Raw genomic sequence first — 24,420 nt, 5'->3', positions numbered from 1 at the left:
CGTGCTGCGGCTCGTCCTGCCCAAGGGCTCGCTCGAAAAGGCCACCCTCGAGCTGTTCGCGGCGGCCGACCTCGCCGTCGTGCGGGGGTCCGACGTCGACTACCGGGCCCGGATCGACGACCCGCGTGTCGACGAGGTGCGCATCCTGCGGCCGCAGGAGATCCCGGGGTACGTGGCCGAGGGCAAGTTCGACCTCGGCATCACCGGGCGCGACTGGATCGAGGAGACGGGCGCCGAGGTGCTCTCGCTCGGAGAGCTGGCGTACTCCAAGGCCACCGCCAACCCGATCCGGGTGGTGCTGGCCGTGGCCAGGGACTCGCCGGTCACGTCCGCCGCCGACCTCCCCGACGGGGCGCGGGTGTCCACCGAGTACCCCGAGCTCACCCGGCGGGTGCTCGAGAAGCACGGTGTCCACGCCGACGTGCGCATCTCCTACGGCGCCACCGAGGCGAAGATCCCCGACATCGCCGACGCCGTCGTCGAGATCACCGAGACGGGGCGGGCCCTGGCCGCCGCCGGCCTGCGCATCGTGGACACGCTCCTCGTGTCGCGCACCGAGCTCATCGCCAATCCCGCCGCCGCCTCCGACGCGCGCAAGCGCCTCGCCATGGACCACCTGATGACGCTGCTCCAGGGTGCCCTCGAGGCCCGGGGCAAGGTACTGCTCAAGCTCAACGTGTCCGCCGACGAGCTCCGGGCGGTGGTCTCGGTCCTGCCGGCGCTCAAGTCACCGACCGTGTCGGAGCTGTCCGGCGGCGGCTTCGCGGTCGAGACGGTCGTGCCCAAGTCCGAGGTGAACATCCTGATCCCGGCCCTGAAGGACCGTGGCGCCACCGACATCATCGAGCTGGCGCTGTCGAAGATCGTGCACTGAGGGGGCCGGAGAGGCCGTGGTGCGCACACGAGGGGGCCCGCGGGCGCCGGTGACCGGCGTGGTCACCGAATTCGACGAGCCCAGAGGGCTCGGCTCCCTGCGCGGCGACGACGGCACGAGCTACCCGTTCCATTGCACGGCCGTGGCCGACGGGTCCCGGGTGGTGGCGGTGGGCACCCGGGTGGTGTTCATCGTGACGGCCGGGCACGGGGGGCGCTACGAGGCGCGCGCCGTGACGCCGCTCCCCGCGGACTGACGAACGGCGCCGAGGTGGGCGCGGCCCGCACCGCGCCGGCTGCCGGGGTGCGGCGTCAGGGCTGCCCGTCGGCGTCGGGTGGCCCGCCGATCTCGACGAAGGCCAGCCGGATCTGCGCCAGGGCGTCGCGCAGCGAGGTCTCGGCGTCGCCCAGGCGACCCGCCATGCCCTCCACCAGCGATCCCATGGCGTCGACGGCGAGTCGTGCCTGGTCGAGGCCCGGCGGTTGCTGCGACAGGTGGATGGCGGCCAGCTCGAAGAGGCCGTAGGCGTGGTTGGCCACGACGACCTCGGCCGGTGTCCCGAGCAGCTGGCGGCGAAGCTCGTCGAGGCGGCTCGCCAGCGCGGCCTGCTCCTCGGGGCCGAGGTCGTCGAGGTCGACATCGTCGAGGTCGGGATCGTCACGGCGGGCCCCCGCGCCCGGCGCGCCACCACCCGCCCCCGGCGCCGAGCCGCTCCCGGCACCCGCGTCGCCCGGGGGGGCGCCCCCGGGCGGACCGGTCGGGGGCGCCGCCGGGGAGTCGGTGGGACGGACGCGGTGCTCGCCGTCAGGTGTCCAGAGGCTGCTCACGCCTGGTAGCGTAGAACCTCGAGTCAACAGGGAAAGCGGGGTCGCGCCACCGGGGCACCCCCACCCGCCACCGAGTGACGGTGCGTCGGGTTCTCGCGGTGGCCCGTCACGGCGGGCACCGAGGGTTGCGACCGCGCTTCCGCCAACGGCTCCGGGGAGACCCGGGGCCCAGCAACGATGGGAGTGATGTCGCATCGCCACACCGACGACGACCGAGCCCAGGATCAACGACCGTATCCGCGCACGCGACGTGCGCCTGGTGGACCCCGAGGGCCAGCAGCTCGGGATACGGCCGCTGCCCGAGGCGCTCGCAATCGCCCGCCAGCTCGACCTCGACCTGGTCGAAGTAGCGCCCCTGGCCAACCCGCCCGTCTGCCGCGTCATGGACTACGGCAAGTACAAGTTCGACGAGGCGCAGAAGGCCAAGGAGTCCAGGCGCAAGACCACCAGTGTCGGGATCAAGGAGATGAAGTACCGGCCCAAGATCGGGCCCGGGGACTTCGACACCAAGACCCGACAGGTCCTCAAGTTCCTGAACGAGGGGCACAAGGTCAAGGTCACGATCATGTTCAGGGGTCGCGAGGTGTTCCATCCCGAGCTCGGCAAGAAGATCCTCGACAGGGTGGCCGAGCATGTCGACGGGGCGGCGAGGGTGGAGTCCGAGGCGAGGCTCGACGGTCGGAACATGGTGATGGTGCTGGCACCGGACAAGCGGGCCAAGCAGGCGGCCGCCGCCCGGGCCGCACAGCACGAGGACGACGGCCCGGTCGAGGCCGGCGCGCCGCCGCCGACGGCGGTGGCGACCGGGGGAGCGGGCCCGGCAGGCACCGACGGTGGAGCGCCTGCCGACACGGCGGGTGCGCCTCCGGGTGGTACGGCACCCGGCGGCGAGGAAGGGAACTGAGATGCCGAAGATGAAGACCGACCGGGGCGCCGCCAAGCGCTTCAAGATCACGGGGACGGGCCGGCTGCGGCGCCGGCAGGCCAACCGGTCACACATCCTCGAGAAGAAATCGAGCGTCCGCACGCGCCGCCTGGGGCGGGAAGTCGAGGTGTCCCCGGCGGACCGCCGCGAGGTGCGGCGCCTGCTCGGTCGGTAACGGCGCAACCCCAGGGCGGGCCCCGGCCCGCCTCCCGGGTCGCGGCGCCCGGCGCCGTGCCCGGGGAATCGATCTCGTCCACGAAAGGAGCTCCTCATGGCCAGGGTGAAGCGCGCCGTCAACGGCAAGAAGCACCGTCGCGCCGTCCTCGAGCAGGCAGAGGGCTACTACGGCAATCGCAGCCGCAGCTTCCGCTCGGCCAACGAAGCGGTCATGCACTCCCTGCAGTACGCGTACCGCGACCGCCGGGCGCGCAAGGGTGACTTCCGCCGGTTGTGGATCCAGCGGATCAACGCCGCCGCCCGCGAGAACGGCACCAGCTACAGCCGGCTGATCGCCGGCCTCCGGCAGGCGGAGGTCGTCGTCGACCGCAAGGTCCTCGCCGACCTGGCGGTGACCGACCCGGGCGCCTTCTCGCAGCTCGTCGGGGTGGCCACCTCGGCGCTGGCCGACGGGGCCCCCACGCCGGTGGGGGCGGAGGCCGGGGACGCGTCCTGACGACAGCGCTGGCCTTCTCGCACCAGCGGGTCCAGCGCCTGCGCCGGCTGCTGCGCCGGCGCAGTGTGCGCCGCTCGGAGGGTGTCTTCGTCGTCGAGGGGGTCAAGCTGCTGCGCGCCGCGTTCACCGCCGGCGCCACGGTGGAGGCGGTCTTCGTCGACGGCGCCGCCCGGCCCGGGCCTGACGTCGCCGAGGTGCTCGACACCGCGCTCGCCCACGGGGCACGTGTCTTCGACCTGGCGCCCGGGGTCCTCGACCGGGTGGCCGACACCGTCACGCCGCAGCCGGTGCTGGCGATCGTCGGCACACCGCCGGCGACGCTCGGCGAGCTGTCGGAGGCCACCTTCGTGGTCGTGTGCGCGGACGTCCGCGACCCGGGCAACGCCGGGGCCGTGATCCGCGTGGCCGACGCCGCGGGCGCCGACGCCGTGGTGTGCTGCGACGGGACGGTCGACCCGTTCAACCCCAAGACGGTCCGCGCCTCGGCGGGCTCGGTGCTGCACCTGCCGGTCGTCGCCACGGGCAGGGCCGAAGAGGCGCTGCGCGCCCTCGGCGGGTTCGGGCTGGCGCGCGTGGCGGCGGTGTCGCGCGGCGGGTCGCCCTACACGGAAGTCGACCTGACCCGACGGGTGGCGCTCGTGCTCGGCAACGAGGCCAACGGCATCGCTCCCGAGCTCGAGGGGCTCCTCGACGCCCGGGTCACGGTCCCGATGGCGGGCGGGGCGGAGTCGCTCAACGTGTCCACGGCGGCCGCCGTGCTCTGCTTCGAGGTGGCGCGCACGCGCTCTAACCTGCACGCCATGGGCGAGGCCCGATGACGACGCCGGGCGCGGGCGAGAGCGAGAGCGGGGACGGGGGCGCCGGCCCGCCGCGCCTCGACCCCGAGGCGCTCGTGTCGGCGGCGGCCTCGAGCGTGGCGGCGAGCGCCACCCTGGCCGAGCTCGACGAGGCCCAGACCGCGCTGCTGGGCAAGCGCTCGGCGCTGGTGTCGGCCCGCCAGGCCATCGCCACGCTCGAGCCCTCGGCCCGTCCGGAGGCCGGGCAGCTGCTCAACGAGGCCCGCGGGCGCATCGAGGCGCTCGTGGCCGACCGGCGGCGCCAGCTGCAGGGCGCGCAGCGGACGGCGCGGCTCCAGGCGGACCGGCTGGACCTGACCGAGGTCGTCGCCCCGCCCCGGCGCGGCCGGCCCCACCTGGTGCAGCGCACCCGCGACGAGCTCGAGGACGTGTTCGTGGGCATGGGGTTCGTCATCGCCGAAGGCCCCGAGGCGGAGACGGACTGGTACAACTTCGAGGCGCTCAACATGCCGCCCGCGCACCCGGCGCGGGGGATGTGGGACACCCTCTACCTCGAGCTGGGCGCCACCGAGACGGTGCTCCTGCGGACGCACACCTCCCCCGTGCAGATCCGACTCATGCAGTCACAGCCCCCGCCGATCTTCGCCGTCATGCCCGGTACGTGCTACCGGCGCGACACGCCCGACGCCCGCCACATCCCGACCTTCCACCAGATCGAGGGACTGGTCGTGGACCGCGGCATCAGCTTCGCCGACCTGGCGGGCACCATCGAGACCTTCACCGGGGCCTACTTCGGGCCCGACATCCACGCCCGGCTGCGACCCGCCTACTTCCCGTTCACCGAGCCCTCGGCCGAGTACGAGATCACGTGCACGATCTGCAAGGGCGCCGGGTGCCGGACGTGCTCGCAGACAGGGTGGATCGAGCTCGGCGGGTGCGGCATGGTCGACCCCGCCGTGTTCGGCGCCGTGGGCCTCGACCCCGAGGAGTGGACGGGCTTCGCCTTCGGCTTCGGCATCGACCGGTGCGCACAGATGCGCCACGAGATCCCCGACATGCGCATCCTGCTCGAGAACGACGTGCGCGTCCTCCGGCAGGTCTGAGGCCACCGTGCGCGTGCCGCTGTCGTGGATGTGTGATTTCGCCCCCTTCGAGGGTGACCCCGCCGACCTGGCGGCGGCCCTCGACGACCTCGGCCTGGTCGTCGAGGAGATCGTCCCCGTGGGCGACGGGCTCGGTGACGTCGTGCTGGCGCGCGTCCTGGAGATCGCCGCGATCCCGGGAGCCGACAAGATCCGGCGGGTCGTGGTCGACGCCGGTGGCGACCCCGTCGAGGTGGTGTGCGGGGCGTGGAACTTCGTGGAGGGCGACACCGTCCCGTTCGCGCCGGTGGGCTCGGTGCTCCCCGGTGACTTCGCCATCACCCGGCGCACGATGAAAGGCGTCGTCTCCAACGGGATGCTGTGCTCGGGGCGCGAGCTGGGCCTGTCCGAGGACCACGAGGGGATCCTCGTGCTCGGCGCCGCCGCCGGCGACGGCCTCGTCCCCGGCACGGCGCTGGTGGACGCCCTGGGGGTCGGGCCCGACGTGGTCTTCGACATCGCCGTCGAGGCCAACCGGCCGGACGCGTGGTGCGTCGCCGGCGTGGCCCGCGACCTGGCCGCCGCCCTGCGCCTGCCGTTCGCCATCCCCGAGCCGGCCGCTCCGGCGATCGACACGGCCGTGCCCGCATCGTCGCTCGCCGGCGTCGATGTGCTCGACGACGACCTGTGCCCCCGCTTCACCGCCCGGGTGCTGCTGGACGTGCAGGTGGGGCCCTCCCCGGACTGGGTGGCGCGCCGCCTCACACTGGCGGGCATGCGGCCCATCAACAACGTCGTGGACGCGTCGAACTACGTGATGCTCGACCTCGGGCAGCCGACGCACCCCTACGACCTCGACCGGGTGGCGGGCAACGGGTTGCGGGTGCGCGCCGCGCGGCCCGGCGAGCGCGTGACCACGCTCGACGGCGTGGAGCGGCGGATGGGGGAGCGCGCCGTGGGGCCCGGCGACGACCGACGCGACTGCCTGATCTGCGACGCCGAGGACGTTCCGCTGGGCATCGGTGGGGTGATGGGCGGGGCGAGCTCCGAGATCTCCGCGGCGACGAGCCGGGTCCTGCTCGAGGCGGCGTACTTCGCCCCCATGGCCATCGCCCGGACGTCCAAGCGGCTCAACCTGCGATCCGAGGCCTCGGCCCGGTTCGAGCGCGGCTGTGACCCCGAGGGGATCGACCGTGCCGCGCTGCGCCTGTGCGAGCTCCTCGCTGCCACCGCGGGGGAGCGCGCCCGCCTCGCCGACGGTGTCGTCGACGTGCGCGGACCGGTTCCGGGGCCGGCGCGCGTGCGCCTGCGCACAGCACGGCTCAACGCCGTGCTCGGCAGCGACCTCGACCAGGACCGCATCACCACGTACCTGCGCCCCCTCGGCTTCACCTGCGAGGCGGCCTCGGCGGGCGTGCTCGACGTGACCGTCCCGACGTTCCGCCCCGACACGGCGCGGGAGATCGACGTCGTCGAAGAGGTCGCCCGGCACCACGGCTACTCCCGCATCCCCCGACGCCGGCCGTTCGCACCGCAGGTCGGGCGGCTCACCCCGTACCAGCGCGAGCGCCGCCTGGTGCGCGACGTGGTGGTGGGGCTCGGCGTGCACGAGGCCTGGACGCCGTCGCTGCTCGGCCCCGACGACCACCCCCGGGTGGGGATCGAGGGCGGTGTCCGGGTGGCGAACCCGCTCACCCCCGACGAGGTCGTGCTGCGCCAGAGCCTGCTGCCCGGGATGTTGCGGGCCCTGGCCTTCAACGCCGATCGCCGCCAGGACGACGTCCGCCTGTTCGAAGTGGGCCATGTCTTCCCCCCGCCGGGCCCCGACCGCGTGGCCGCGGCCCTGGCGCGCGCCGGCCAGACGGTGATCGACGAGCGCGAGGTCCTGGCGGTTGCGCTCGCCGCCGAGGGCGACGACGCCCGGCGGGCGGCGGCCACGTGGCACGCGCTGGCCGACGCCCTCGGGATCGACGGTGTGGAGATGCAGGCCCCCGGTCCCGGCGACGGTTCCGGCGGGGGCGCCGGCGGGGATGCCGTCCCCCCCGGCATGCACCCCACCCGGGTGACGCGCCTCGTGCTGGCGGCCGACGCCGCGGGCGGGGGCCGGGCGATCGGCGTCGTGGGTGAGGTGGACCCCGGCGTGCTCGAGGCCTTCGGGCTCGACGCCGGGCGCCGCCGCGTCGGGTGGCTCGAGGTCGACCTCGGCGCCTTGTTGTCAGAGGCTCCGCGCCGCAGCCCCCTGCTGCGACCCGTGAGCAGGTTCCCCTCGAGCGACGTGGACCTCGCCTTCACGGTGGACGAGGACGTCCCGGCGGCGGCGGTCGAGGCCACGTTGCACGCCGCGGGCGGCGAGCTGCTCGAGTCGCTGGCGTTGTTCGACGTCTACCGAGGGGTGGGGACCGAGCAGGGCACACGGAGCCTGGCGTTCCGCATGCGCTTGTGCGCACTCGACCACACCCTCACCGACGAGGAGGTGGCCGAGCTGCGGGCCCGGTGCATCGCCGCCGTCGAGCGCGCCCACGGCGCTCGGCTCCGGGGCTGAGGTCGCGGTGTCCGGCGCACCGTCCGGGCACGTCGGGGGACCGGGGATCGCGCTGCGGCGGGCGACGGGCGCGGTGCCGTCGGCGTCGGGGGCGATGTGCACCCGATCAGGGCGCGGGGCTACCGTCGATCGGGGATGGTGAGCCTCCAGACGGCCAGGGCCGGCGGCGCGGGTGACGTGCCCGGCCTCGTTCCCACCCGCACCCGACGCACGGTGGCGGCGGTGGTGGCCGCCGCCGTCGTCCTCGCCGGGGGTGTGTTCGGCCTCGCCGTCTCCTTCGGCGCCACTACCCGGCCGGGGCCGCCGTCGCCGTCGGTGGGCATCGCCGAGGACGTGGTCGTGCCGGCGTCCGTGCTGAACCTGCCCCTCGTGGACGAGCACGGGCGGACCACGTCGCTGTCGGCCTTCCGGGACAAGATCGTGGTCCTCACGCCCTTCCTGACGTCGTGCCAGGAGACCTGCCCCATCACCACGGGCGCCCTCCTCCAGATGCAGCAGGCCGTGCGGGCCGCCGGCCTGGCCGGAACGGTCGTCTTCGCCGAGGTGAGCGTCGATCCCGGGCGCGACACGCCGACGCGGCTCGCCGCCTATGCCCACGTGACGGGGGCGGACTGGCCGCTGCTGACGGGCACGGCCGGCACCCTCGGCTCTCTGTGGCACCACTTCGGGGTGTACTCCCAGAAGGTACCCGAGGATTCGCCGCCCGGTCTCGACTGGCAGACCGGCGCGCCGTACACCTACGACGTCGACCACTCCGACGGCTTCATCGTCCTCGACGCGCACCAGCACGAGCGCTTCGTCACCGCGGCGGCGCCGAACCTGCGCGGCAGGGCCCTGGAGCGCCGACTCCGGTCCATGCTGTCGACCCAGGGAGTGCACGACCTGGGCGCGCCTGCGGCGAACGCGTGGACGGTCGCCGACGGGCTCCAGGCCGTCGGCTGGGTGGCGGGCCGGGCCGTCCCGGCGATCGGGTGACGGCGGCCGCCGTGGTCGTCGCCGATGCCGTGTCGCCCGCCGTGCGGCTGCACACGCTGCTGACGGGGTGGCAGACGGACCCCCTCAGCCTGGTGGCCCTCGCCATCGAGGTGGCCCTGGTGACGTGGTACCTGGTGTCGGTGCGGCGACTGGCCCGACGCGGGCGGCGGTGGTCGCGGCGTCGCACGGTGTCGTTCCTCGCCGGCTCGGTGCTCGTGATCGTCGCCGCGCAGTCCGGCCTGGCCTCCTACGACGACCAGGTGTTCGCGGTGCACGTCGTCCAGCACCTGCTGCTCATGAACTTCGCACCGATCCTCCTGGCGCTGGGAGCGCCGGTCACGCTGGCGCTGCAGGCATCGAGTCGTCGCACCCAACGCGGACTGCTCCGGGTCCTGCACGTCGGGCTCGTCGAGTTCGTCACGAGCCCCGTGTTCGTGGTGCTCGTGGCCTACGGCACCATGGTCGGCTACTTCCTCACCCCCTTCTACGCGCTCTCGCTCCGGCACCCCTGGCTGCACGATCTGAGCCATCTCCACTTCCTCGTGTCGGGGTGCCTGTTCTGGTGGCTGGTCGTCGGCCTCGACCCGTCCCGGTGGCGCCTGACGCACCCCGTCAAGCTCGCCATCCTCGCCGTCGGCATCCCCGTCAACGCCGTGCTCGGCATCGCCCTCACCGGTGCCCGCACGTCGATCGCCGCCCAATTCCATTCCGTGGCCGACACCCACCGCGGCGGGGCCCTGCTGTGGGTCGTGGGCGAGCTCACGACCGTCGTCGCCATGGCCATCATCGTCTTCCAGTGGATGAGGGCCGAGGAGCGCCGTGCGGTGCGGGCCGACCGGCTACTCGACGACGCGGACGACGGCGAACGGGACTTCGCGGTGCCGTGGGCGTCGGCGCCGGACCCCGCACCGGCCGCCACGAGCGCCCCCGGCGGGGTCGAGGCCGTGACGACCCTCGATCACACCGCACGCTGACGAGCGACGCCACGCCGGGCGCACCAGGCGACGTCGCCCGGGCCCCCGGTGTCGAGCCCGGACCCTACCGGCCCACACCCGTGGGCCGGTCGCCCCGGAGCGCCACGCGCGTCATGGCGCGGCGGCCCGAGAAGTCCAGCAGCGCGTAGTGCATGGTGCAGCGGTTGTCCCAGAAGGCGAGGTCCCCCTGGCGCCAGTGCCACCGGACGAGGCGCTCGGGCTGGGTGGCGAGGTCGAGGACCAACGACAGCAGCGCGTCGCTCTCGCGCCGGCGCAGCCCGTCGATCTTGGCGGTGAAGAGGGGATTGACGAACACGCTCTTGCGACCGGTTTCGGGGTGGACGCGCACGACGGGGTGGTGGACGGGCCCCGACGCCGCGGTGAGCGACGCCTTGTCCCCGGCCGCGTCGCGCTGGGCGAAGTACGCGCCGGCGTTGGCGGGGGTGTGCGAGGCGGTGAGCCCTTCGAGGAAGCGTTGCAGCGGCGGCGACAGCGCCTCGTACGTGGCGGCCATGTCGGACCAGATGGTGTCCCCGCCCACGGGCGGGACGACCTCGGCGTGCAGCATCGCCCCCATGGGCGGCTCGGGTTGGAAGGTGAGGTCGCTGTGCCAGACGTCGGCGCGGGCGCCCTCCTCCGAGTCGAGTGCCAGCACCTCGGGGTGGCCCTCGACGCTCGGCTCCACCGGATGGGCCTCGGTGGGCTCCCCGAAGCGGCGGGCGAGCGCCGTGAGGGCCGCGGGGTCGAGCGACTGGCCGCGGAAGAACACCACCTTGTGCCGGAGCAGGGCGGCGCGGATCGATTCCACCGTCGAGTCGTCGGGACCACGGGCGAGGTGGACGCCCGACCCCTCGGCACCCAGGACCGTGGTGAGCGGGACGAACTCGATGCCGGGCACGGGCCCGTAGCTTAGGAACCCACCGGCCACGGGCGCACCCGGCTCGTGGCGGCCACCTCGTGCCCGGCGCCTGTCGCCTACTGTCTCGATCGATGACGGGGCGGTCGGCCTCCATGGCGGCGTGGGAGGAGCGGGGGGAGTACCGCACCCTGGGCGGGACGCGGGTCTTCACCATGGACGTGGCGCCCCGAGGTGAGGAGACCCTCGAGCCACTGCTCGTCCTGCACGGTTTCCCGACGTGCTCGTTCGACTTCCATCTCGTCCTCGACACCCTGGCCGAACACCGTCGCGTGCTGCTGTTCGACATGCTCGGGTACGGGCTCTCGGCCAAGCCCGACCGCGCCTACACGATCGACGCCCAAGCGGACACGGCCCAGGCGTTCGTGGCCCAGGCCGGCGTGTCGAGGCTCGCCCTGCTCAGCCACGACATGGGCGACACCGTCGGCGGGGAGCTCCTGGCGCGCGCCGTCGAGGGCCGATGGCGGGTGGAGGTGACGCGCCGGGTCGTCACCAACGGGAGCATCTACATCGAGATGGCGCACCTCACCGCCGGCCAGGAGCTGCTGCTGTCGCTCCCCGATGCCCGGCTGCCCGAGGACGCGGGCATCGACGGTGCCTCGCTGGCGGCGAGCCTGGCAGCGACGTTCAGCCCCGGGGCGACGGTCGACGGGGCGGAGCTGGCGGCGGCGTGGGAGCTGATCGCGCACGACGGCGGCCATCTCCTGCTGCCCCGGACCATCCGCTACATCGAGGAACGGCGCCGGAGCCAGAGCCGGTACACCGGTGCCATCGAGGAGCACCCCTCGCCGCTGGGGATCGTGTGGGGCACCGACGACCCGATCGCCGTGGCCGACATGGCGACCCGGCTGGGCGCGGCCCGACCGGACGCCCGGCTCATCCTCCTCGACGGGGTCGGGCACTACCCGATGATCGAGTCGCCCGTTCGTTTCGCGTCGGCGGTGGCTGAAGCCCTGGCCTAGCTGTACTTCGTTGGGAGGTTGGTGACGTGGCGAGAGGCCGGCGGGGCCCCGTCTGCCTCAGGAGCGCGTCTGCCTCAGGAGAGCGTCACCGTTCCCGAGGCGATGGTGAGTGCCGCCAGTCCCGCCGTCGTCCCGCAGGCGGTGAGGAGCTGCGTGGTCGTGAGGCTGGAATAGGTGGCGGCCGTCGACGTGGCACCGTGGTCGGTGCCGGCGAACGATCCGTCCACGCTGGCGGTGCCCTTGGCGTTGGGCAGGCCGAACCCCGTGTGCTGGGCGGCGTCGGTCACGATGGCGTAGCCCCCGAACGACGCCACGCTGGCGTGGATCGAGCTCGGGCTCCATGCCACGGCCACGACGACGGGCTTGGAGCTCAACAGGCTGACGCAGCCGTTGGTCGGGCTCGTGATGGTGGCCGTCGCCGTGCCGCTCGCCACCTGGATGCCGGTCGATCCGGCAGTGGTGCAACCGGCGGCCGCCAGAGAGATGCGGGTCGCCTCGGCGCTGGTGCCGGAGTTGGTCAGGGGCGGGGTGAAGGTGATCGTCCCGGTGACGTTGGTGCACGTGACGCTGCCCGTGGCCACCGTCCCGCCGGCCGCGGTGACGGGGGTGACCCCGGTCGTCGAGGTGGTCGCGGCCGTCGTGGACGAGGACGCCGACGTGGTCGAGGTGGTGCCGGCGCGGGTCGGGCTCGTCGACGAGCAGCCCGACAGCGCGACCACGAGCACCACGGGGACGGCGACGCCGACCGACTTCCACAGACGCCGACGATCCACCGAGGAGTTCATGAAGATCCAGCATGGATTGCGGTCCGAGCGCCCGACAGGGGCCTTGTCCTCTATCTCGGGCCCTCTATCTTGGGCCCTCTATCTCGGGTCCCCTGCCTCGGGCCCTCTACTCCGAGCCGACGGTCAGGGCTCCTGGGGCGGGCGGGGGTCGCGCCACATGGGCCACACGGTGGGGCCACCGGGGAAGACGATCTCCCCGGTGACCGAGAAACCGTGCCGGTGGTAGAACGCGATGTTGCGCTCCTTGGACGACTCCAGGTAGGCCCCCAGACCTTCGTGGTCGCACCGGTCGAGGATCGGTCGCAGCAGGGCCGATCCGATGCCCTTGCCCTGGTGCACCGGATCCGTGCCGAGGACGGCCAGGTACCAGTGGTCGTTGTCGGGGTGCCGGCGCTCGACCGTGGAGAGCAGCCGCAGCGCCCTGGGCACGTTGCGGCCGAATGCGCCGATCATCTTGGGAGCGCCCCGGACGATCTGCCCGAGGCTCATCTTCCAGTGCCCCGGCGGGTCCCAGAGTGCGCCGCCCGCCCGGTCGGTGTCCGTATAGCACGCGCCGTGGGGGAGGTGCTGGTTCGCGAGGGCCGCCTCGAAGAATGCCGCCACCCGGCGGCGGCGCGTGGGCTCGTCGGGGATGAGGTACGACATCACCGGGTCGTCGAAGAAGGCGCGCGCCAGGCTGGCTGCCAGCGGCGCGGTGTCGGCACGGTCGGCGACGCGGATGGGTCCCGGCATGGCGACCAGATATAGCCGCGGGGCGAAGCGGGCGTCGAAGTCGAGGGTCGACGTGCGAGACTCGGGCATGGCGCGGCCCGAGCCGTTCATCTTCCCCGTCGACGTCCGCTACCTGGAGGTCGACACGCAGGGTGTCGTGTTCAACATGTGGTACCTGGCGTACTTCGACGACGCCATGACGGCCTTCCTCGCCGAGGGCGGCCTGCCGTACGGCGAGATGCTCGACACCGGCGTCGACGTCCAGGTGGTGCACACCGAGATCGACTGGTTCGGGCCGCTGGGATACGGCGATCCCGCGGCGGTGGAGGTGGGCGTGGCCCACATCGGACGGACGTCGTTCACGCTGCGGTTCGACGTCATGTCAGAGGCCCGCGCCGTCGCCGCCGGGCGCACCGTGTACGTGGCGGTCGGCACCGACGGCTCGGGCAAGGTCGAGATCCCGCCTGCGTTGCGGGCCGCGCTCGGGTGGGTCGACGGCGCCGGTCCCTGACCCCACATCCGGGCCCGGCGTGGGCCCCTCATCCGGGGGTCATCGGTGTCAGCCGGGGCGGGGCTCCTCGGCGCCCAGGGAAGCGCCGACGTCCCCGCCGTCGACGTCCTCGAGCAGGGCGCGGGTACGCGGCCCGAACCACGGGGCCAGCCGCCGACGGTCCTCGGGCGACAGCGAGTCCAGGAAGGCCCAGGCCACAAGCTCGTCGGCATCCTCGGACGTGCCGGTCACGGCTTCGACGGCGGCGAGGCACCCGGCCAGGGCGGGTCGGAAGCGTTCGATCCGGGCGGCGAGCTCGGCCACGTAGTCGGCCAGCTCGGTGAACGCCGCCGGGGCGCCGGGGTCACCGTCGGCCGCCTCGGCCAGCTCGAGGTACCGGCTCACGAATCCCGGGGCCGCCTCGAGCACCGTGGCCACCTCGACCTCCATGAGGAGAGTCTACGAAAACTCATGAAAACCTGTCAAATACCTCTTTCGTGGTCGCACCGAGGGAACGGGCCGCCTCGGCATGGAGACGCCGGGAGCTTGCATATCCATGCAGAGATCTGTATTTTCTTGCGGGTGAAGGTGGGGATCGCGGGGGCGTCGGGGTACACGGGGGCGGAGCTCCTGCGCCTGTGTGCCGGCCATCCCGACCTCGAGGTCGTCCTCGCCGGGGCCGACAGCCAGGCCGGCCGGCTCGTCGGGGCCCTGTACCCCTCGCTGGCCGTCGCCTATCCGGGGCTCGAGCTCTCGGTGGTCGGGGTGGAGGACCTGGCGGGCCTGGACCTCGTGTTCCTGGCGCTGCCGCACGGCACCTCGCAGGCCCTCGTGCCCGACCTCGTGGGCCGGGTCGGGGTGCTGGTCGACCTGTCCGCCGACTTCCGGTTGCGCGACCCGGGCGCCTATCCGCAGTGGTACGGCCACGAGCACGCCGCCCCGGGCCTGCTGGCCGACTTCGCCTACGGGCTGCCGGAGCTGTTCCGTGCAGAGCTCCAGGGGGCCCGTCTCGTGGCCGCCCCGGGCTGCTACCCGACGGCGGCGGCGCTGGCGCTGGCGCCGTTGGTGCGGGCGGGTGCGATCGACCCGACCGGCGTGGTGGTCGACGCCGCCAGTGGCGTGTCGGGCGCCGGGCGTGCGGCCACCCACGCCACGCATTTCACGACCGTCGACGAGGACTTCACCGCGTACGGCCTGCTGAGCCACCGGCACACGCCGGAGATGGAGCAGGCCTCGGGCGCGACCGTGCTGTTCACGCCGCATCTCGCCCCCATGAACCGGGGGATCCTGGCCACGTGTTACGCGCGCCCCGCCGACGCGCCCACGACGGAGGACGTCCTCGGGATCCTGCAGGACGCGTACGCCGACGAGCCCTTCGTCCTCGTGAGCGAGGCGTCGCCTTCCACCAAGGCGACGCAGGGCTCCAACTGCGCCCACCTCACGGCGCGCGTCGACCCCCGCACCGGCTGGGTGCTCGTGCTGTGCGCCCTCGACAACCTCGTCAAGGGAGCGTCGGGCCAGGCGGTGCAGTGCGCCAACATCGCCCTCGGGCTGCCCGAGGACCGGGGGCTCTCCACGATCGGGATGTACCCGTGAGCGTGACGGCGCCGAAGGGCTTCGTGGCGGCCGGCGTGGCGTGTGGCATCAAGGCGTCCGGCGCGCCCGACCTCGCCCTGGTGGCGTCGGCAGCGGGCCCCGTGGCCGCCGCCGGCGTCTTCACCGACAACCGCGCCGCCGCCGCCCCCGTGCAGGTGAGCCGGGCCCATCTTTCGGCCACGGGCGGCCGGGCCGTGGCCGTGGTGCTCTCGAGCGGGAACGCCAACGCCGCCACCGGCGCACCGGGCGTGGCCGGCGCCCGGCGGATGTGCGCACTGGTGGGGGAGGGCCTCGGCGCTTCGCCCGACGAGGTGCTCGTGTGCCAGACCGGGCTGATCGGCATCCCCCTCCCGATGGAGCCGGTGGAGCGCGGCATCCCCGCGCTGGTGGCGGCGCGCGCCGCCGGGCCGTCGGCCGCGCAGGCCGCCGCCACCGCCATCATGACCACCGACACCATGCGCAAGGAGGTGGCCGTGGACGCAGCCGGTTTCACCGTCGGCGGCATGGCCAAGGGCGCGGCCATGCTCGCCCCGAACATGGCGACCATGCTCGCGGTGCTCACCACCGATGCCCGGTGCGAGCCGGCGGCACTCACCGACGCGTTGCGCGAGGCCGTGGGGGGATCGTTCAACCGGTTGAGCGTCGACGGCTGCACCTCGACCAACGACACCGTCCTCGCGCTGGCCAGCGGGGCGAGCGGGACGGCGCCGGCACCGTCGGTGCTCGCCGACGCGCTGGCCCAGGCCTGCGCGGAGCTCGCCGGCATGATGGCGGCCGACGCCGAGGGCGCCACCAAGCTCGCCCACGTGGTGGTGACGGGCGCGGCGTCCGACGACGAGGCGCACCGCGCCGCGCGCAAGGTGGCGGAGTCCCAGCTCGTGAAGTGCTCGCTCAACGGGGAGGACCCCTACTGGGGACGGGTCGTGAGCGAGCTGGGCTCGGCCGGCGTCACCTTCGATCTCGACCGGGTGGAGGTGTCGTACGGGGGCGTGGCCGTGTGCCGCCAGGGCGTCGCGGTGGCGCACGACGAGGCGACGGTGCGCGCCCACATGGCGGGACGCGCCCTCGAGCTGCGCTGCGACCTCGGGCTGGGCCCCGGTGCCGCCGCCGTGCTCACGACCGACCTGGGCTACGGCTACATCGACGAGAACAGGACGACGTCGTGAGCGCGGCTGACCTCGCTCCCTCCCAGCGCGCCGCCATCCTCGTGGAGGCGCTCCCGTACATCCTGCGCTTCTGGGGGAAGATCGTCGTGGTGAAGTACGGCGGCAACGCCCTGGCACCCGCCGGGGTCGCCGGGGAGGCCCTGCCGGGTGAGTCCGACGCCCTGGCCTCGTTCGCCGAGGACGTGGTCCTCATGCGCTCCGTGGGCATGCTGCCCGTCGTCGTCCACGGTGGCGGCCCCCAGATCGGCGACATGATGGCCAGGTTGGGCAAGGTCCCGGAATTCCGCGACGGCATGCGCGTGACCGACGCCGAGACGCTCGAGATCGCCAGCATGGTGCTCGTCGGGAAGGTCAACCGCGAGATCGTGTCGGCCATGAACGTCCACGGGTCGCTGGCCGTGGGCCTGTCGGGCGAGGACGCCAACATGATCACCGCCACCGCCCGGGACGCCGCGCTCGGCTTCGTCGGCGACGTCGAGGTGGTGGACCCGTCGATCCTCGAGCGGCTGCTGGCCCAGGGGCTCATTCCCGTGGTGGCGACGATCGCGGGTGACGCCAAGGGGCAGACCTACAACATCAACGCCGACGCCGTGGCCGGTGCCATCGCCGCCGCCCTGCACGCCGAGAAGCTCGTGTTCCTCACCGATGTCGAGGGGCTGCGCTCGGACCCCACCGACCCCGGCTCGCTGCTGCGGACGGTGTCGGTGGACGAGCTCGACGCCATGGTCACCTCGGGCGCGGCCTCGTCGGGCATGATCCCCAAGGCCGAGGCGTGTGCCCGGGCGGTGCGCGCCGGGGTGGCGCGGGCCCACATCCTCGACGGCCGCGTGCCCCACGCCCTGCTGCTCGAGGTGTTCACCGACCGCGGGGTGGGGACGATGGTATCGGCGGAGACGGGCGGGGTGGCGGCGTGAGCACCGGGCCCGACCGCAGCGCCCTCATGCACACCTACGCCGACCCGCCCGTCACCTTCGCGCGGGGGTCGGGCTCGGAGCTGTGGGACGTCGACGGCCGGCGCTACCTCGACTTCCTGTCGGGACTGGCGGTGACGTCGCTCGGCCACGCGCATCCGGTCGTGGCGGACGCCCTGGCCGCGCAGGCGCGCACCCTCCTGCACGTGTCGAATCTCTTCGGGAACACCGTGGGGCCGGAGGTGGCGGGCACGCTCGACCGGCTCGTCGGGGGAGGTGAGCGGCGCGCCGGGGGACAGGTCTTCTTCACCAATTCGGGGGCCGAGGCCAACGAGTGCGCCCTCAAGCTCGCCCGCAAGTGGGCCGGCCCGGGGCGCCACGTCGTGATCAGCACGTGGGACGCCTTCCACGGCCGCACGCTGGCGACGCTGCACGCCACCGGCCAGCCCCTGAAGCACGCGCCGTTCGCGCCCATGCCCGAGGGCTTCGAGCACGTGGCCTACGACGATCTCGACGCCCTCGACGCGGTCTGCGACCCGGCGCGCGTCGCCGCGGTGCTCGTCGAGCCCATCCAGGGCGAGGCGGGGGTCATCGCACCCTCGTCGGACTACCTCGGCGGGATCCGCGAGCTGTGCACCGAACGGGGGATCCTGCTCATGGTGGACGAGATCCAGACGGGCCTCGGGCGGACCGGCCGGTGGTTCGCGTTCCAGCACGCGGGCATCGAGCCCGATGTGGTCACCATGGCCAAGGCGCTCGGCAACGGCGTGCCCGTGGGCGCGTGCTGGGCGCGCGCCGAGGTGGCGGCGGCGTTCTCGCCGGGCGACCACGGCAGCACCTTCGGCGGCCAGCCGCTCGCCACCGCGGCGGCGCGCGCCACCCTGTCGGTCATGGAGGCCGAGGACGTCCCGGCCCGGGCGCGCCGGGCCGGTGCCCGGCTGCGCGCCGGGCTGGAAGCGCTCGACGGGGTCGACGACGTGCGGGGGGCGGGTCTCCTGCTCGGCGCCGCGCTCGGCGCCGACGAGGCCAAAGAGGTCACCGCCGCCGCGCTGGCCCGGGGCCTCGTGGTCAACGCCCCGCGTCCCGACACCATCCGGTTGGCTCCGTCCCTGCTGGTGAACGAGGCCGAGATCGACGAAGCCCTGGCGATCCTCGCCGCCGCGCTCGAGGACGTCCACGGCGCGCCGGCCCCGGCCGAGGGGGCCCGAACCGTATGACCCGCCATTTCCTCGACATCGACGACCTGTCGTGCGACGAGCTCGACGACGTCCTCGCCACCGCCGCGCTCCCGGTGGCCGAGGTGCCCAGAGTGCTGGCGGGCAGGGGTGCTGCGCTGGTGTTCGAGAAGCCCTCCGCCCGGACGCGCAGCTCCACGGAGCTCGCCGTGGTGGCGCTCGGCGGTCACCCCGTCTACGTCCAGGGCGCCGAGGTCGGTATCGACGAACGCGAGACGGCCGAAGACGTGGCTCGCACCCTGGCCTGCTACCACGCCGTGGTGTGCGCCCGCGTCGTCGACCACGGCGTCCTGGTCCGCATGGCGGCCGCGCTCGACGCCGCCCGCGACGGCGGCGCGGACGCGACGCCGTCGGATCTGTCGGGAGAGACGCGGTCGTCGGGAGAGACGGCGGGCCCGGCGGTGCCGGTCGTCAACCTCCTGTCGGACCTCGCCCATCCCTGTCAGGCCCTCGCCGACCTGCTCACGCTGCGCCAGGTCTTCGGCGACGTCGAGGGCCGGACGGTCGCGTACGTCGGCGACGCCAACAACGTGTGGCGGTCGCTCGCCCTGGCGGCGGCCATGACGGGGATCCGCCTGCGCACGGCGTCGCCCGACGGGTACGGCCCCGACGGTGACGACCTCGCCCGCGTGGCCGCGCTGGGTGGCGACATCGAGGTGACGTCGGACCCCGCCGAGGCCGCCAGCGGCGCCGACGCCCTCTACACCGACGTGTGGACGTCGATGGGCCAGGAGGAGGAGGCCGCCCTGCGGCGCACGGCGTTCGCCGGCTTCACCGTCGACGACGACCTGCTCGCCCACGCCGCCCCCGACGCCGTGGTCCTGCACTGCCTGCCGGCGCACCGCGGCGAGGAGATCAGCGCCGGGGTGCTCGAGGGGCCCCGCAGCGTGGTGTGGCGTCAGGCCGCCAACCGCATGCATGCCGTGCGGGGGCTGCTCGCCTGGCTCCTGGGCCCGGGCGGGGACGGCTCGCGGTGAAGCTCGGCAAGCCCCAGCGCCAGCATCGCATCACCCGGCTGCTCGAGACCCACGCGGTCACGAGCCAGGCCCAGCTGGTGGCGCTGCTCTCGGCCGACGGTGTGGAGGCCACGCAGACCACGGTGTCGCGCGACCTCGAGGAGATGGGCGCGTTGAAGGTGCGCGTGGCGGGGGGCGAGAGCGTCTACGCCCTCCCGGAGCTGCCCGCCCGGCAGGTGGCGCCCGAGGACCACCTGCGGCGCGTCCTGGGGGAGTGGGTGGTGGAGGTCACGCATTCGGCCAACCTGGTGGTGCTGCGTACGCCCCCGGGGTCGGCCCACGTGGTGGGCTCGGCGCTCGACCGCAGCGGGTTCGAGGGCGTGATCGGCACGGTGGCGGGGGACGATACGGTCCTCGTGGTGGCGGCCGAGGACCACGGAGGCGCCGTGGTCGCCCAGCGGATCGCCGGGCTGGCGGGGACCAACGGCGCAGGAACGAACGGAGCACGGTGATGGCGAAGCGAGTGGTGCTGGCCTACAGCGGAGGCCTCGACACCTCCGTCGCGGTGAAGTGGCTGCAGGAGGAGCTCGGGGTCGAGGTGGTGACCGTGGCCGTGGACGTCGGCCAGGGCGGCGACTTCGAGTCGGTGCGGCGACGCGCCCTCGACACCGGCGCCGTGGAGTCCGTCGTCATCGACGCCCGCGCCGAGATGGCGGAGTACTACGTCGCTCCGGCCATCGCCGCCAACGGCCTGTACGAGGGCAAGTACCCGTTGGTGTCGTCGCTGTCTCGGCCGGTGATCGTGCGCCATCTGGTCGCCGAGGCGCGCCGGCACGGGGCGGACGCCGTGGCCCACGGCTGCACGGGCAAGGGGAACGACCAGGTCCGGTTCGAGGTGGGGACGCGCACGCTGGCCCCCGACCTCGAGATCCTGGCGCCCGCCCGGACGTGGGGCATGACGCGCGAGGACTGCATCGTGTACGCGGCGCGCCACTCCATCCCGGTGGAGGCGACGAAGGAGAAGCTGTACTCGATCGACGAGAACCTGTGGGGCCGGGCCATCGAGTGCGGCGCGCTCGAAGACCCCTGGGCGGCGCCGCCCCCTGACGTCTTCACCCTCACGCGCCCGACGGCTGTCGAGCCGCGGGACCTGGTGATCGGGTTCGAGGCCGGCGTCCCGGTGTCGGTGGACGGCCGGCAGCTCGCCCTGCCCGCCCTGATCGCCGAGGTCGGTGCGGTCGTCGGCTCGTACGGCTGGGGCCGCATCGACATGGTCGAGAACCGCCGCGTGGGGATCAAGAGCCGCGAGACCTATGAATGCCCGGCCGCGCTGGCGCTGGTGATGGCGCACTCCGACCTGGAGGACCTCACGCTCGAGCGCGACGTGGCCCACGAGAAGGCGCGCCTCGAGCCCCGCTGGGCCGAGCTCGTCTACGACGGCCTGTGGTTCTCACCGCTCAAGGAGGCCCTCGACGCCTTTTTCGCCACGACGCAGCGCCACGTCACCGGTGAGGTCCGCCTGGCGCTGTCGCCCGGCAGCTGCATGGTGACGGGCCGGCGCAGCCCCGTGTCGCTCTACGACCACGGGCTCGCCACCTACGACGCCGCCGACACCTTCGAGCACGCCGATGCCGAGGGGTTCGTGCGCCTGTGGGGCCTCGGCGTGGCCACGTGGGCGGCGCGCCAGGGCGTCCCGCGCCAGCCCGGTGACGACGCCGGTGCTGCGGGTGCCACCGGAGCCGCCGGTGCGCCGGGAGGCCCGACATGACCCTGTGGGAGGGGCGCCTCGGCGGCACCGCCGACGAGGTCATGGCGTTCACGGTGAGCCTGCCCTTCGACCGGCGGCTGGCGGGCGACGACCTCACGGGATCGCGTGCCCACGTGCGGGGCCTGGCCCGGGCGGGAGTGCTCGAGGACGGGGAGTCCGCGATCCTCCTGACCGCGCTCGACCGCGTGGAGGAGGAGCTGGCGTCGGGGATCTTCGTCTTCCAGGCGGGTGACGAGGACATCCACACTGCCGTCGAGCGACGGGTGACGGAGCTCGCCGGCGACGTCGGGGCGAAGATCCACACCGGTCGGAGCCGCAACGACCAGGTCGCCACCGACCTGCGCCTGTACACCCGCCGGGAGCTGCTGCACGTGGCGGCGGCCGTGATCGAACTGCAGGAGACCCTGCTTCGCCGGGCGGTGGAGGCCGGTGACGCCTACCTGCCCGGGTACACCCACATGCAGCGCGCCCAGCCGGTCCTGCTGTCGCACCACCTGCTGGCGCACGGGTGGGCGCTGGCGCGCGACGTGGACCGGGTGCTGCACAGCGTGGTGCGCATGGACGTGAGCCCGCTCGGGGCCGGGGCCCTGGCCGGGTCGTCGCTGCCCCTCGACCCCGAGGCGGTGGCCGGCGACCTCGGCTTCGGGAGCCGGTTCGAGAACTCCCTCGACGCCGTGTCGGACCGCGACTTCGTGGCCGAGGCCCTCTTCGACCTCGCACTCCTCGGCGTGCACCTGTCGCGCCTGGGGGAGGAGTTCGTGCTGTGGTCGAGCGAGGAGTTCGGCTTCCTCGTCCTCGACGACGCCTACGCCACGGGGAGCTCGATGCTGCCCCAGAAGAAGAACCCCGACGTGGCCGAGCTCGCCCGGGGCAAGACGGGCCGCCTCATCGGGCACGTGGCCGGGATCCTGGCGACGCTCAAGGGGCTGCCCCTCGCGTACAACCGCGACCTGCAGGAGGACAAGGAGCCGCTGTTCGACGCCGTCGACCAGGTGACGCGGGCACTGCCCGCCGTCACGGGGATGCTCGGCACGGCGCACTTCGACACCGACCGGATGCGCGAAGCGGCTGACGGTCCCGCCGCCGCGGCCGTCGACCTGGCGGAGTGGCTGGTGGAGCGGGGCACGCCCTTCCGCCAGGCGCACGCCGTGGTGGGCTCGTTGGTGCGCGACTCGCTGCAGCGCGGCGTGCCGCTGGCCGAGCTCGTGCAGTCGCACCCCGCGCTCGGCACCGACGCCCTCGGACTGCTCGAGCCCGGGGTGGCCGTGACGCGCCGGACCTCTCCGGGGGGTGCGGGGCCGAAGCCGGTGGCCGTGCAGCTGGAACGGTTCCGTGTGCGTCTCGACCTGGATCGCCAGCGCGTGACCCACGCCGCCGCGGCCGCCCACGTGATGGGGGGCGGTGCCCACGGCCTGAGCGGTGGCGTGGCCGGTGGCGCCGGCGTCGGTGGTGCGGGGGGCGTCGGTGGTGTGGTTGGCGGAGGTGGTGCCGGCGGGGTCGTCGGCGGGGTCGGCGGGGTCGGCGGGGTCGGCGGGCCGGGCGATGGTGCGGGTGACGCCGGCGGCTCCGGGGGTGCCAGGCCCGGCGCCGGCAAGCCGGGCGGCGCCAGGCCGGGCGGGGGCAAGCCGCGGGCGCGGGGTGGCGGCGGGCGCCGCGGGGCCCCGGGCCCGTCCAAGGAGACGTGAGCGCCGCAGCCGCCCGGGCCCGCCGCGTGCCGTTGCCGCGGGGGTTCTACGAGGTCGACCCCCTGGTGCTGGCGCCGGTGCTGCTCAACAAGCTGCTGGTGCGGGGCGGGCGCGCCGGCCGGATCGTGGAGGTGGAGGCGTACCGGGGCGGCGAGGATCCGGCCTCGCACGCCTTCCGGGGCCGCACGGCGCGCAACGCCACGATGTTCGGCCCCCCCGGGCGGCTCTACGTCTATTTCACCTACGGCATGCACTTCTGTGCCAACGTCGTGTGCATGCCCGAGGGCGTGGCCGGGGCGGTGCTCCTGCGTGCCCTGGCTCCCGTCGACGGGCTCGAGGAGATGCGGGCCGCCCGCACGGCGTGGGCGGCCGGACGGGGCGGCCGTCCGGCACCGGGGTCCGGGTCGGGTTCCAGGTCGGCCTGCGACCGTGACCTGGCGAGCGGCCCGGCGCGGCTGTGCCAGGCCATGGGCATCGGGCGCGACGAGGACGGCGCCGACCTGGTCACGGGCCGGGGCGGGCTGCGGCTCGTCGACGACGGGGTGCCACCCCCGGCGACGCCCGGGGTCTCGGGCCGGGTGGGCATCCGCCAGGCCGCCGACCTGCCGTGGCGGCTCTGGGTGCCGGGCGACCCCAACGTGTCGAGGGCCCGAGCGCGGCCGGCCGTCCACCGGCGGTGACCGTCGGGTCCCGTCGAGGAACGGATCGGTCGCTGCGCACCCGGTGGGTCATGTCGTCGGCGACGCCGGGGGAGACGTACCCCGCCGGGGGCGGTATCCTGCCCCCGGCGGGTGCAGCACGGGCCCGCCGGTGCCCCGGCAGGCGCCTTTGACACCTCCGGGCCGCACCGGTACGATGATGAACCCCCGGTTGGGAGACCAACCGCGGGTGCTCGGCACCAACGCCACACGGTGCGTGCCGCGTCGCTCCTTGAAAACGGAACAGTGAGAGCCAAAAGCCAGTGCGGGCAACCGCACCGGTGCGCTTCGGCGTGCCGGACGGTTGTGCACAGAAATTAAGCACTGTCACGGACAACAACAACCGTGCTGTGCCAGTCGGCAACTGGGGGAAGTCAGCCCCAAGCCGGCTCTCCAGATCGTCGCTTCCGCCCTCGACGCCCCCGCGCTTCGGTTCGGGTGCCCGGAGGTGGGTGCGGAGATCTCGACGGAGAGTTTGATCCTGGCTCAGGACGAACGCTGGCGGCGTGCCTAACACATGCAAGTCGAACGAGGTCCATCCGGTGGCAACACTGGTGAAGACCTAGTGGCGAACGGGTGAGTAACACGTGAGCAACCTGCCCCAAAGACCGGGATAACCCCGGGAAACCGGAGCTAATACCGGATACCCCCACCGGGTCTCATGGCCTGGTGAGGAAATGGATTCCGCTTTGGGAGGGGCTCGCGGCCTATCAGCTTGATGGTGGGGTAACGGCCTACCATGGCACCGACGGGTAGCTGGTCTGAGAGGACGATCAGCCACACTGGGACTGAGACACGGCCCAGACTCCTACGGGAGGCAGCAGTGGGGAATCTTGCGCAATGGGCGAAAGCCTGACGCAGCAACGCCGCGT

At 73.7% G+C, this 24,420-nt stretch carries 26 protein-coding genes and 1 rRNA gene; 22 read left to right on the top strand and 5 right to left on the bottom strand.

The features are described from left to right. Position 1: 1 nt before the first annotated feature. Positions 2–874, top strand: coding sequence for an ATP phosphoribosyltransferase (gene hisG / locus VMV22_07955; protein ID HUY22261.1), 873 nt, complete (start codon positions 2–4; stop codon positions 872–874). Between the two features lie 19 nt (positions 875–893). After that, positions 894–1,130 (top strand): hypothetical protein, encoded by a 237-nt coding sequence (locus tag VMV22_07950; protein HUY22260.1) that lies wholly within the window; start codon positions 894–896, stop codon positions 1,128–1,130. 55 nt (positions 1,131–1,185) lie between these two features. On the opposite strand, the gene VMV22_07945 is transcribed toward VMV22_07950, so the two are convergent. Then, positions 1,186–1,701 carry a hypothetical protein gene (locus tag VMV22_07945; GenBank protein ID HUY22259.1) on the bottom strand — a complete coding sequence of 172 codons (516 nt, stop codon included), beginning with the start codon at positions 1,699–1,701 and terminating at the stop codon, positions 1,186–1,188. Positions 1,702–1,894: 193 nt separating this feature from the next. Here VMV22_07945 and infC point away from each other — a divergent pair, with 193 nt between their 5' ends. From infC to VMV22_07905, 8 genes are all read left to right on the top strand, one after another. Continuing rightward, entirely contained in the window at positions 1,895–2,605 is a 711-nt protein-coding gene (infC, locus tag VMV22_07940) for a translation initiation factor IF-3 (protein ID HUY22258.1), read from the top strand. Between the two features lies 1 nt (position 2,606). After that, positions 2,607–2,801, top strand: a complete 195-nt coding sequence (gene rpmI / locus VMV22_07935) for a 50S ribosomal protein L35 (GenBank protein HUY22257.1) — start codon at positions 2,607–2,609, stop codon at positions 2,799–2,801. A gap of 96 nt (positions 2,802–2,897) precedes the next feature. Further along, entirely contained in the window at positions 2,898–3,299 is a 402-nt protein-coding gene (gene rplT / locus VMV22_07930) for a 50S ribosomal protein L20 (GenBank protein ID HUY22256.1), read from the top strand. Positions 3,300–3,364: 65 nt separating this feature from the next. Beyond that, positions 3,365–4,117, top strand: coding sequence for an RNA methyltransferase (locus VMV22_07925; protein HUY22255.1), 753 nt, complete (start codon positions 3,365–3,367; stop codon positions 4,115–4,117). Then, positions 4,114–5,199, top strand: a complete 1,086-nt coding sequence (gene pheS, locus VMV22_07920) for a phenylalanine--tRNA ligase subunit alpha (protein ID HUY22254.1) — start codon at positions 4,114–4,116, stop codon at positions 5,197–5,199. The genes VMV22_07925 and pheS overlap by 4 nt, the downstream gene beginning before the upstream one ends. A gap of 7 nt (positions 5,200–5,206) precedes the next feature. After that, positions 5,207–7,720 (top strand): phenylalanine--tRNA ligase subunit beta, encoded by a 2,514-nt coding sequence (gene pheT, locus VMV22_07915; protein ID HUY22253.1) that lies wholly within the window; start codon positions 5,207–5,209, stop codon positions 7,718–7,720. A gap of 135 nt (positions 7,721–7,855) precedes the next feature. Then, complete coding sequence (locus VMV22_07910) at positions 7,856–8,695, top strand: SCO family protein (GenBank protein ID HUY22252.1); 840 nt, start codon at positions 7,856–7,858, stop codon at positions 8,693–8,695. Next, positions 8,692–9,669 (top strand): cytochrome c oxidase assembly protein, encoded by a 978-nt coding sequence (locus tag VMV22_07905; protein ID HUY22251.1) that lies wholly within the window; start codon positions 8,692–8,694, stop codon positions 9,667–9,669. The genes VMV22_07910 and VMV22_07905 overlap by 4 nt, the downstream gene beginning before the upstream one ends. 64 nt (positions 9,670–9,733) lie before the next feature. Here the strand turns inward: VMV22_07905 and VMV22_07900 are convergent, their stop codons facing one another. Next, entirely contained in the window at positions 9,734–10,567 is an 834-nt protein-coding gene (locus VMV22_07900) for a TauD/TfdA family dioxygenase (GenBank protein HUY22250.1), read from the bottom strand. A gap of 92 nt (positions 10,568–10,659) precedes the next feature. Here VMV22_07900 and VMV22_07895 point away from each other — a divergent pair, with 92 nt between their 5' ends. Continuing rightward, positions 10,660–11,547: an alpha/beta hydrolase gene (locus tag VMV22_07895; GenBank protein ID HUY22249.1), complete on the top strand. Its 888-nt coding sequence runs from the start codon at positions 10,660–10,662 to the stop codon at positions 11,545–11,547. Positions 11,548–11,621: 74 nt separating this feature from the next. Here VMV22_07895 and VMV22_07890 read toward each other — a convergent pair whose 3' ends face one another. Both VMV22_07890 and VMV22_07885 read right to left on the bottom strand, forming a co-directional pair. After that, positions 11,622–12,332 carry a hypothetical protein gene (locus VMV22_07890; protein ID HUY22248.1) on the bottom strand — a complete coding sequence of 237 codons (711 nt, stop codon included), beginning with the start codon at positions 12,330–12,332 and terminating at the stop codon, positions 11,622–11,624. A gap of 123 nt (positions 12,333–12,455) precedes the next feature. After that, positions 12,456–13,133, bottom strand: a complete 678-nt coding sequence (locus VMV22_07885; GenBank protein HUY22247.1) for a GNAT family N-acetyltransferase — start codon at positions 13,131–13,133, stop codon at positions 12,456–12,458. On the opposite strand from VMV22_07885, the gene VMV22_07880 reads away from it, so the two are divergent. Next, the gene (locus VMV22_07880; protein ID HUY22246.1) at positions 13,132–13,554 is read left to right on the top strand and encodes a thioesterase family protein; all 423 of its coding nucleotides are present in this window, start codon (positions 13,132–13,134) and stop codon (positions 13,552–13,554) included. The genes VMV22_07885 and VMV22_07880 overlap by 2 nt on opposite strands. A 48-nt stretch (positions 13,555–13,602) precedes the next feature. Here the strand turns inward: VMV22_07880 and VMV22_07875 are convergent, their stop codons facing one another. Continuing rightward, a complete protein-coding gene (locus VMV22_07875) occupies positions 13,603–13,983 on the bottom strand; it encodes a hypothetical protein (GenBank protein HUY22245.1) in 381 nt (126 codons plus the stop codon). Between the two features lie 132 nt (positions 13,984–14,115). Between VMV22_07875 and argC the strand changes: the two genes are divergently transcribed. From argC to VMV22_07825, 10 genes are all read left to right on the top strand, one after another. Next, the gene (gene argC, locus VMV22_07870; GenBank protein HUY22244.1) at positions 14,116–15,129 is read left to right on the top strand and encodes an N-acetyl-gamma-glutamyl-phosphate reductase; all 1,014 of its coding nucleotides are present in this window, start codon (positions 14,116–14,118) and stop codon (positions 15,127–15,129) included. Then, complete coding sequence (gene argJ / locus VMV22_07865) at positions 15,126–16,295, top strand: bifunctional glutamate N-acetyltransferase/amino-acid acetyltransferase ArgJ (GenBank protein ID HUY22243.1); 1,170 nt, start codon at positions 15,126–15,128, stop codon at positions 16,293–16,295. The genes argC and argJ overlap by 4 nt, the downstream gene beginning before the upstream one ends. Continuing rightward, positions 16,292–17,209: an acetylglutamate kinase gene (argB, locus tag VMV22_07860; GenBank protein ID HUY22242.1), complete on the top strand. Its 918-nt coding sequence runs from the start codon at positions 16,292–16,294 to the stop codon at positions 17,207–17,209. The genes argJ and argB overlap by 4 nt, the downstream gene beginning before the upstream one ends. After that, entirely contained in the window at positions 17,206–18,423 is a 1,218-nt protein-coding gene (locus tag VMV22_07855) for an acetylornithine transaminase (protein HUY22241.1), read from the top strand. Before argB ends, VMV22_07855 begins: the two co-directional genes overlap by 4 nt. Continuing rightward, positions 18,420–19,418, top strand: a complete 999-nt coding sequence (locus tag VMV22_07850; protein HUY22240.1) for an ornithine carbamoyltransferase — start codon at positions 18,420–18,422, stop codon at positions 19,416–19,418. The genes VMV22_07855 and VMV22_07850 overlap by 4 nt, the downstream gene beginning before the upstream one ends. Beyond that, entirely contained in the window at positions 19,415–19,909 is a 495-nt protein-coding gene (gene argR, locus VMV22_07845) for an arginine repressor (GenBank protein HUY22239.1), read from the top strand. The genes VMV22_07850 and argR overlap by 4 nt, the downstream gene beginning before the upstream one ends. Continuing rightward, entirely contained in the window at positions 19,909–21,165 is a 1,257-nt protein-coding gene (locus VMV22_07840; protein HUY22238.1) for an argininosuccinate synthase, read from the top strand. Before argR ends, VMV22_07840 begins: the two co-directional genes overlap by 1 nt. After that, positions 21,162–22,850 carry an argininosuccinate lyase gene (gene argH / locus VMV22_07835; GenBank protein ID HUY22237.1) on the top strand — a complete coding sequence of 563 codons (1,689 nt, stop codon included), beginning with the start codon at positions 21,162–21,164 and terminating at the stop codon, positions 22,848–22,850. The genes VMV22_07840 and argH overlap by 4 nt, the downstream gene beginning before the upstream one ends. Next, the gene (locus VMV22_07830) at positions 22,847–23,530 is read left to right on the top strand and encodes a DNA-3-methyladenine glycosylase (GenBank protein ID HUY22236.1); all 684 of its coding nucleotides are present in this window, start codon (positions 22,847–22,849) and stop codon (positions 23,528–23,530) included. Before argH ends, VMV22_07830 begins: the two co-directional genes overlap by 4 nt. 481 nt (positions 23,531–24,011) lie before the next feature. Further along, positions 24,012–24,420: ribosomal RNA gene (locus VMV22_07825) — 16S ribosomal RNA — on the top strand; the annotation flags it as partial.

It is taken from the genome of Acidimicrobiales bacterium, from assembly GCA_035531755.1.
Taxonomy (GTDB): Bacteria; Actinomycetota; Acidimicrobiia; order Acidimicrobiales; family UBA8190; genus DATKSK01.
The sequence above is the reverse complement of the archived record's forward strand: the minus strand, read 5'-3'. Positions and strand labels throughout refer to the sequence as shown.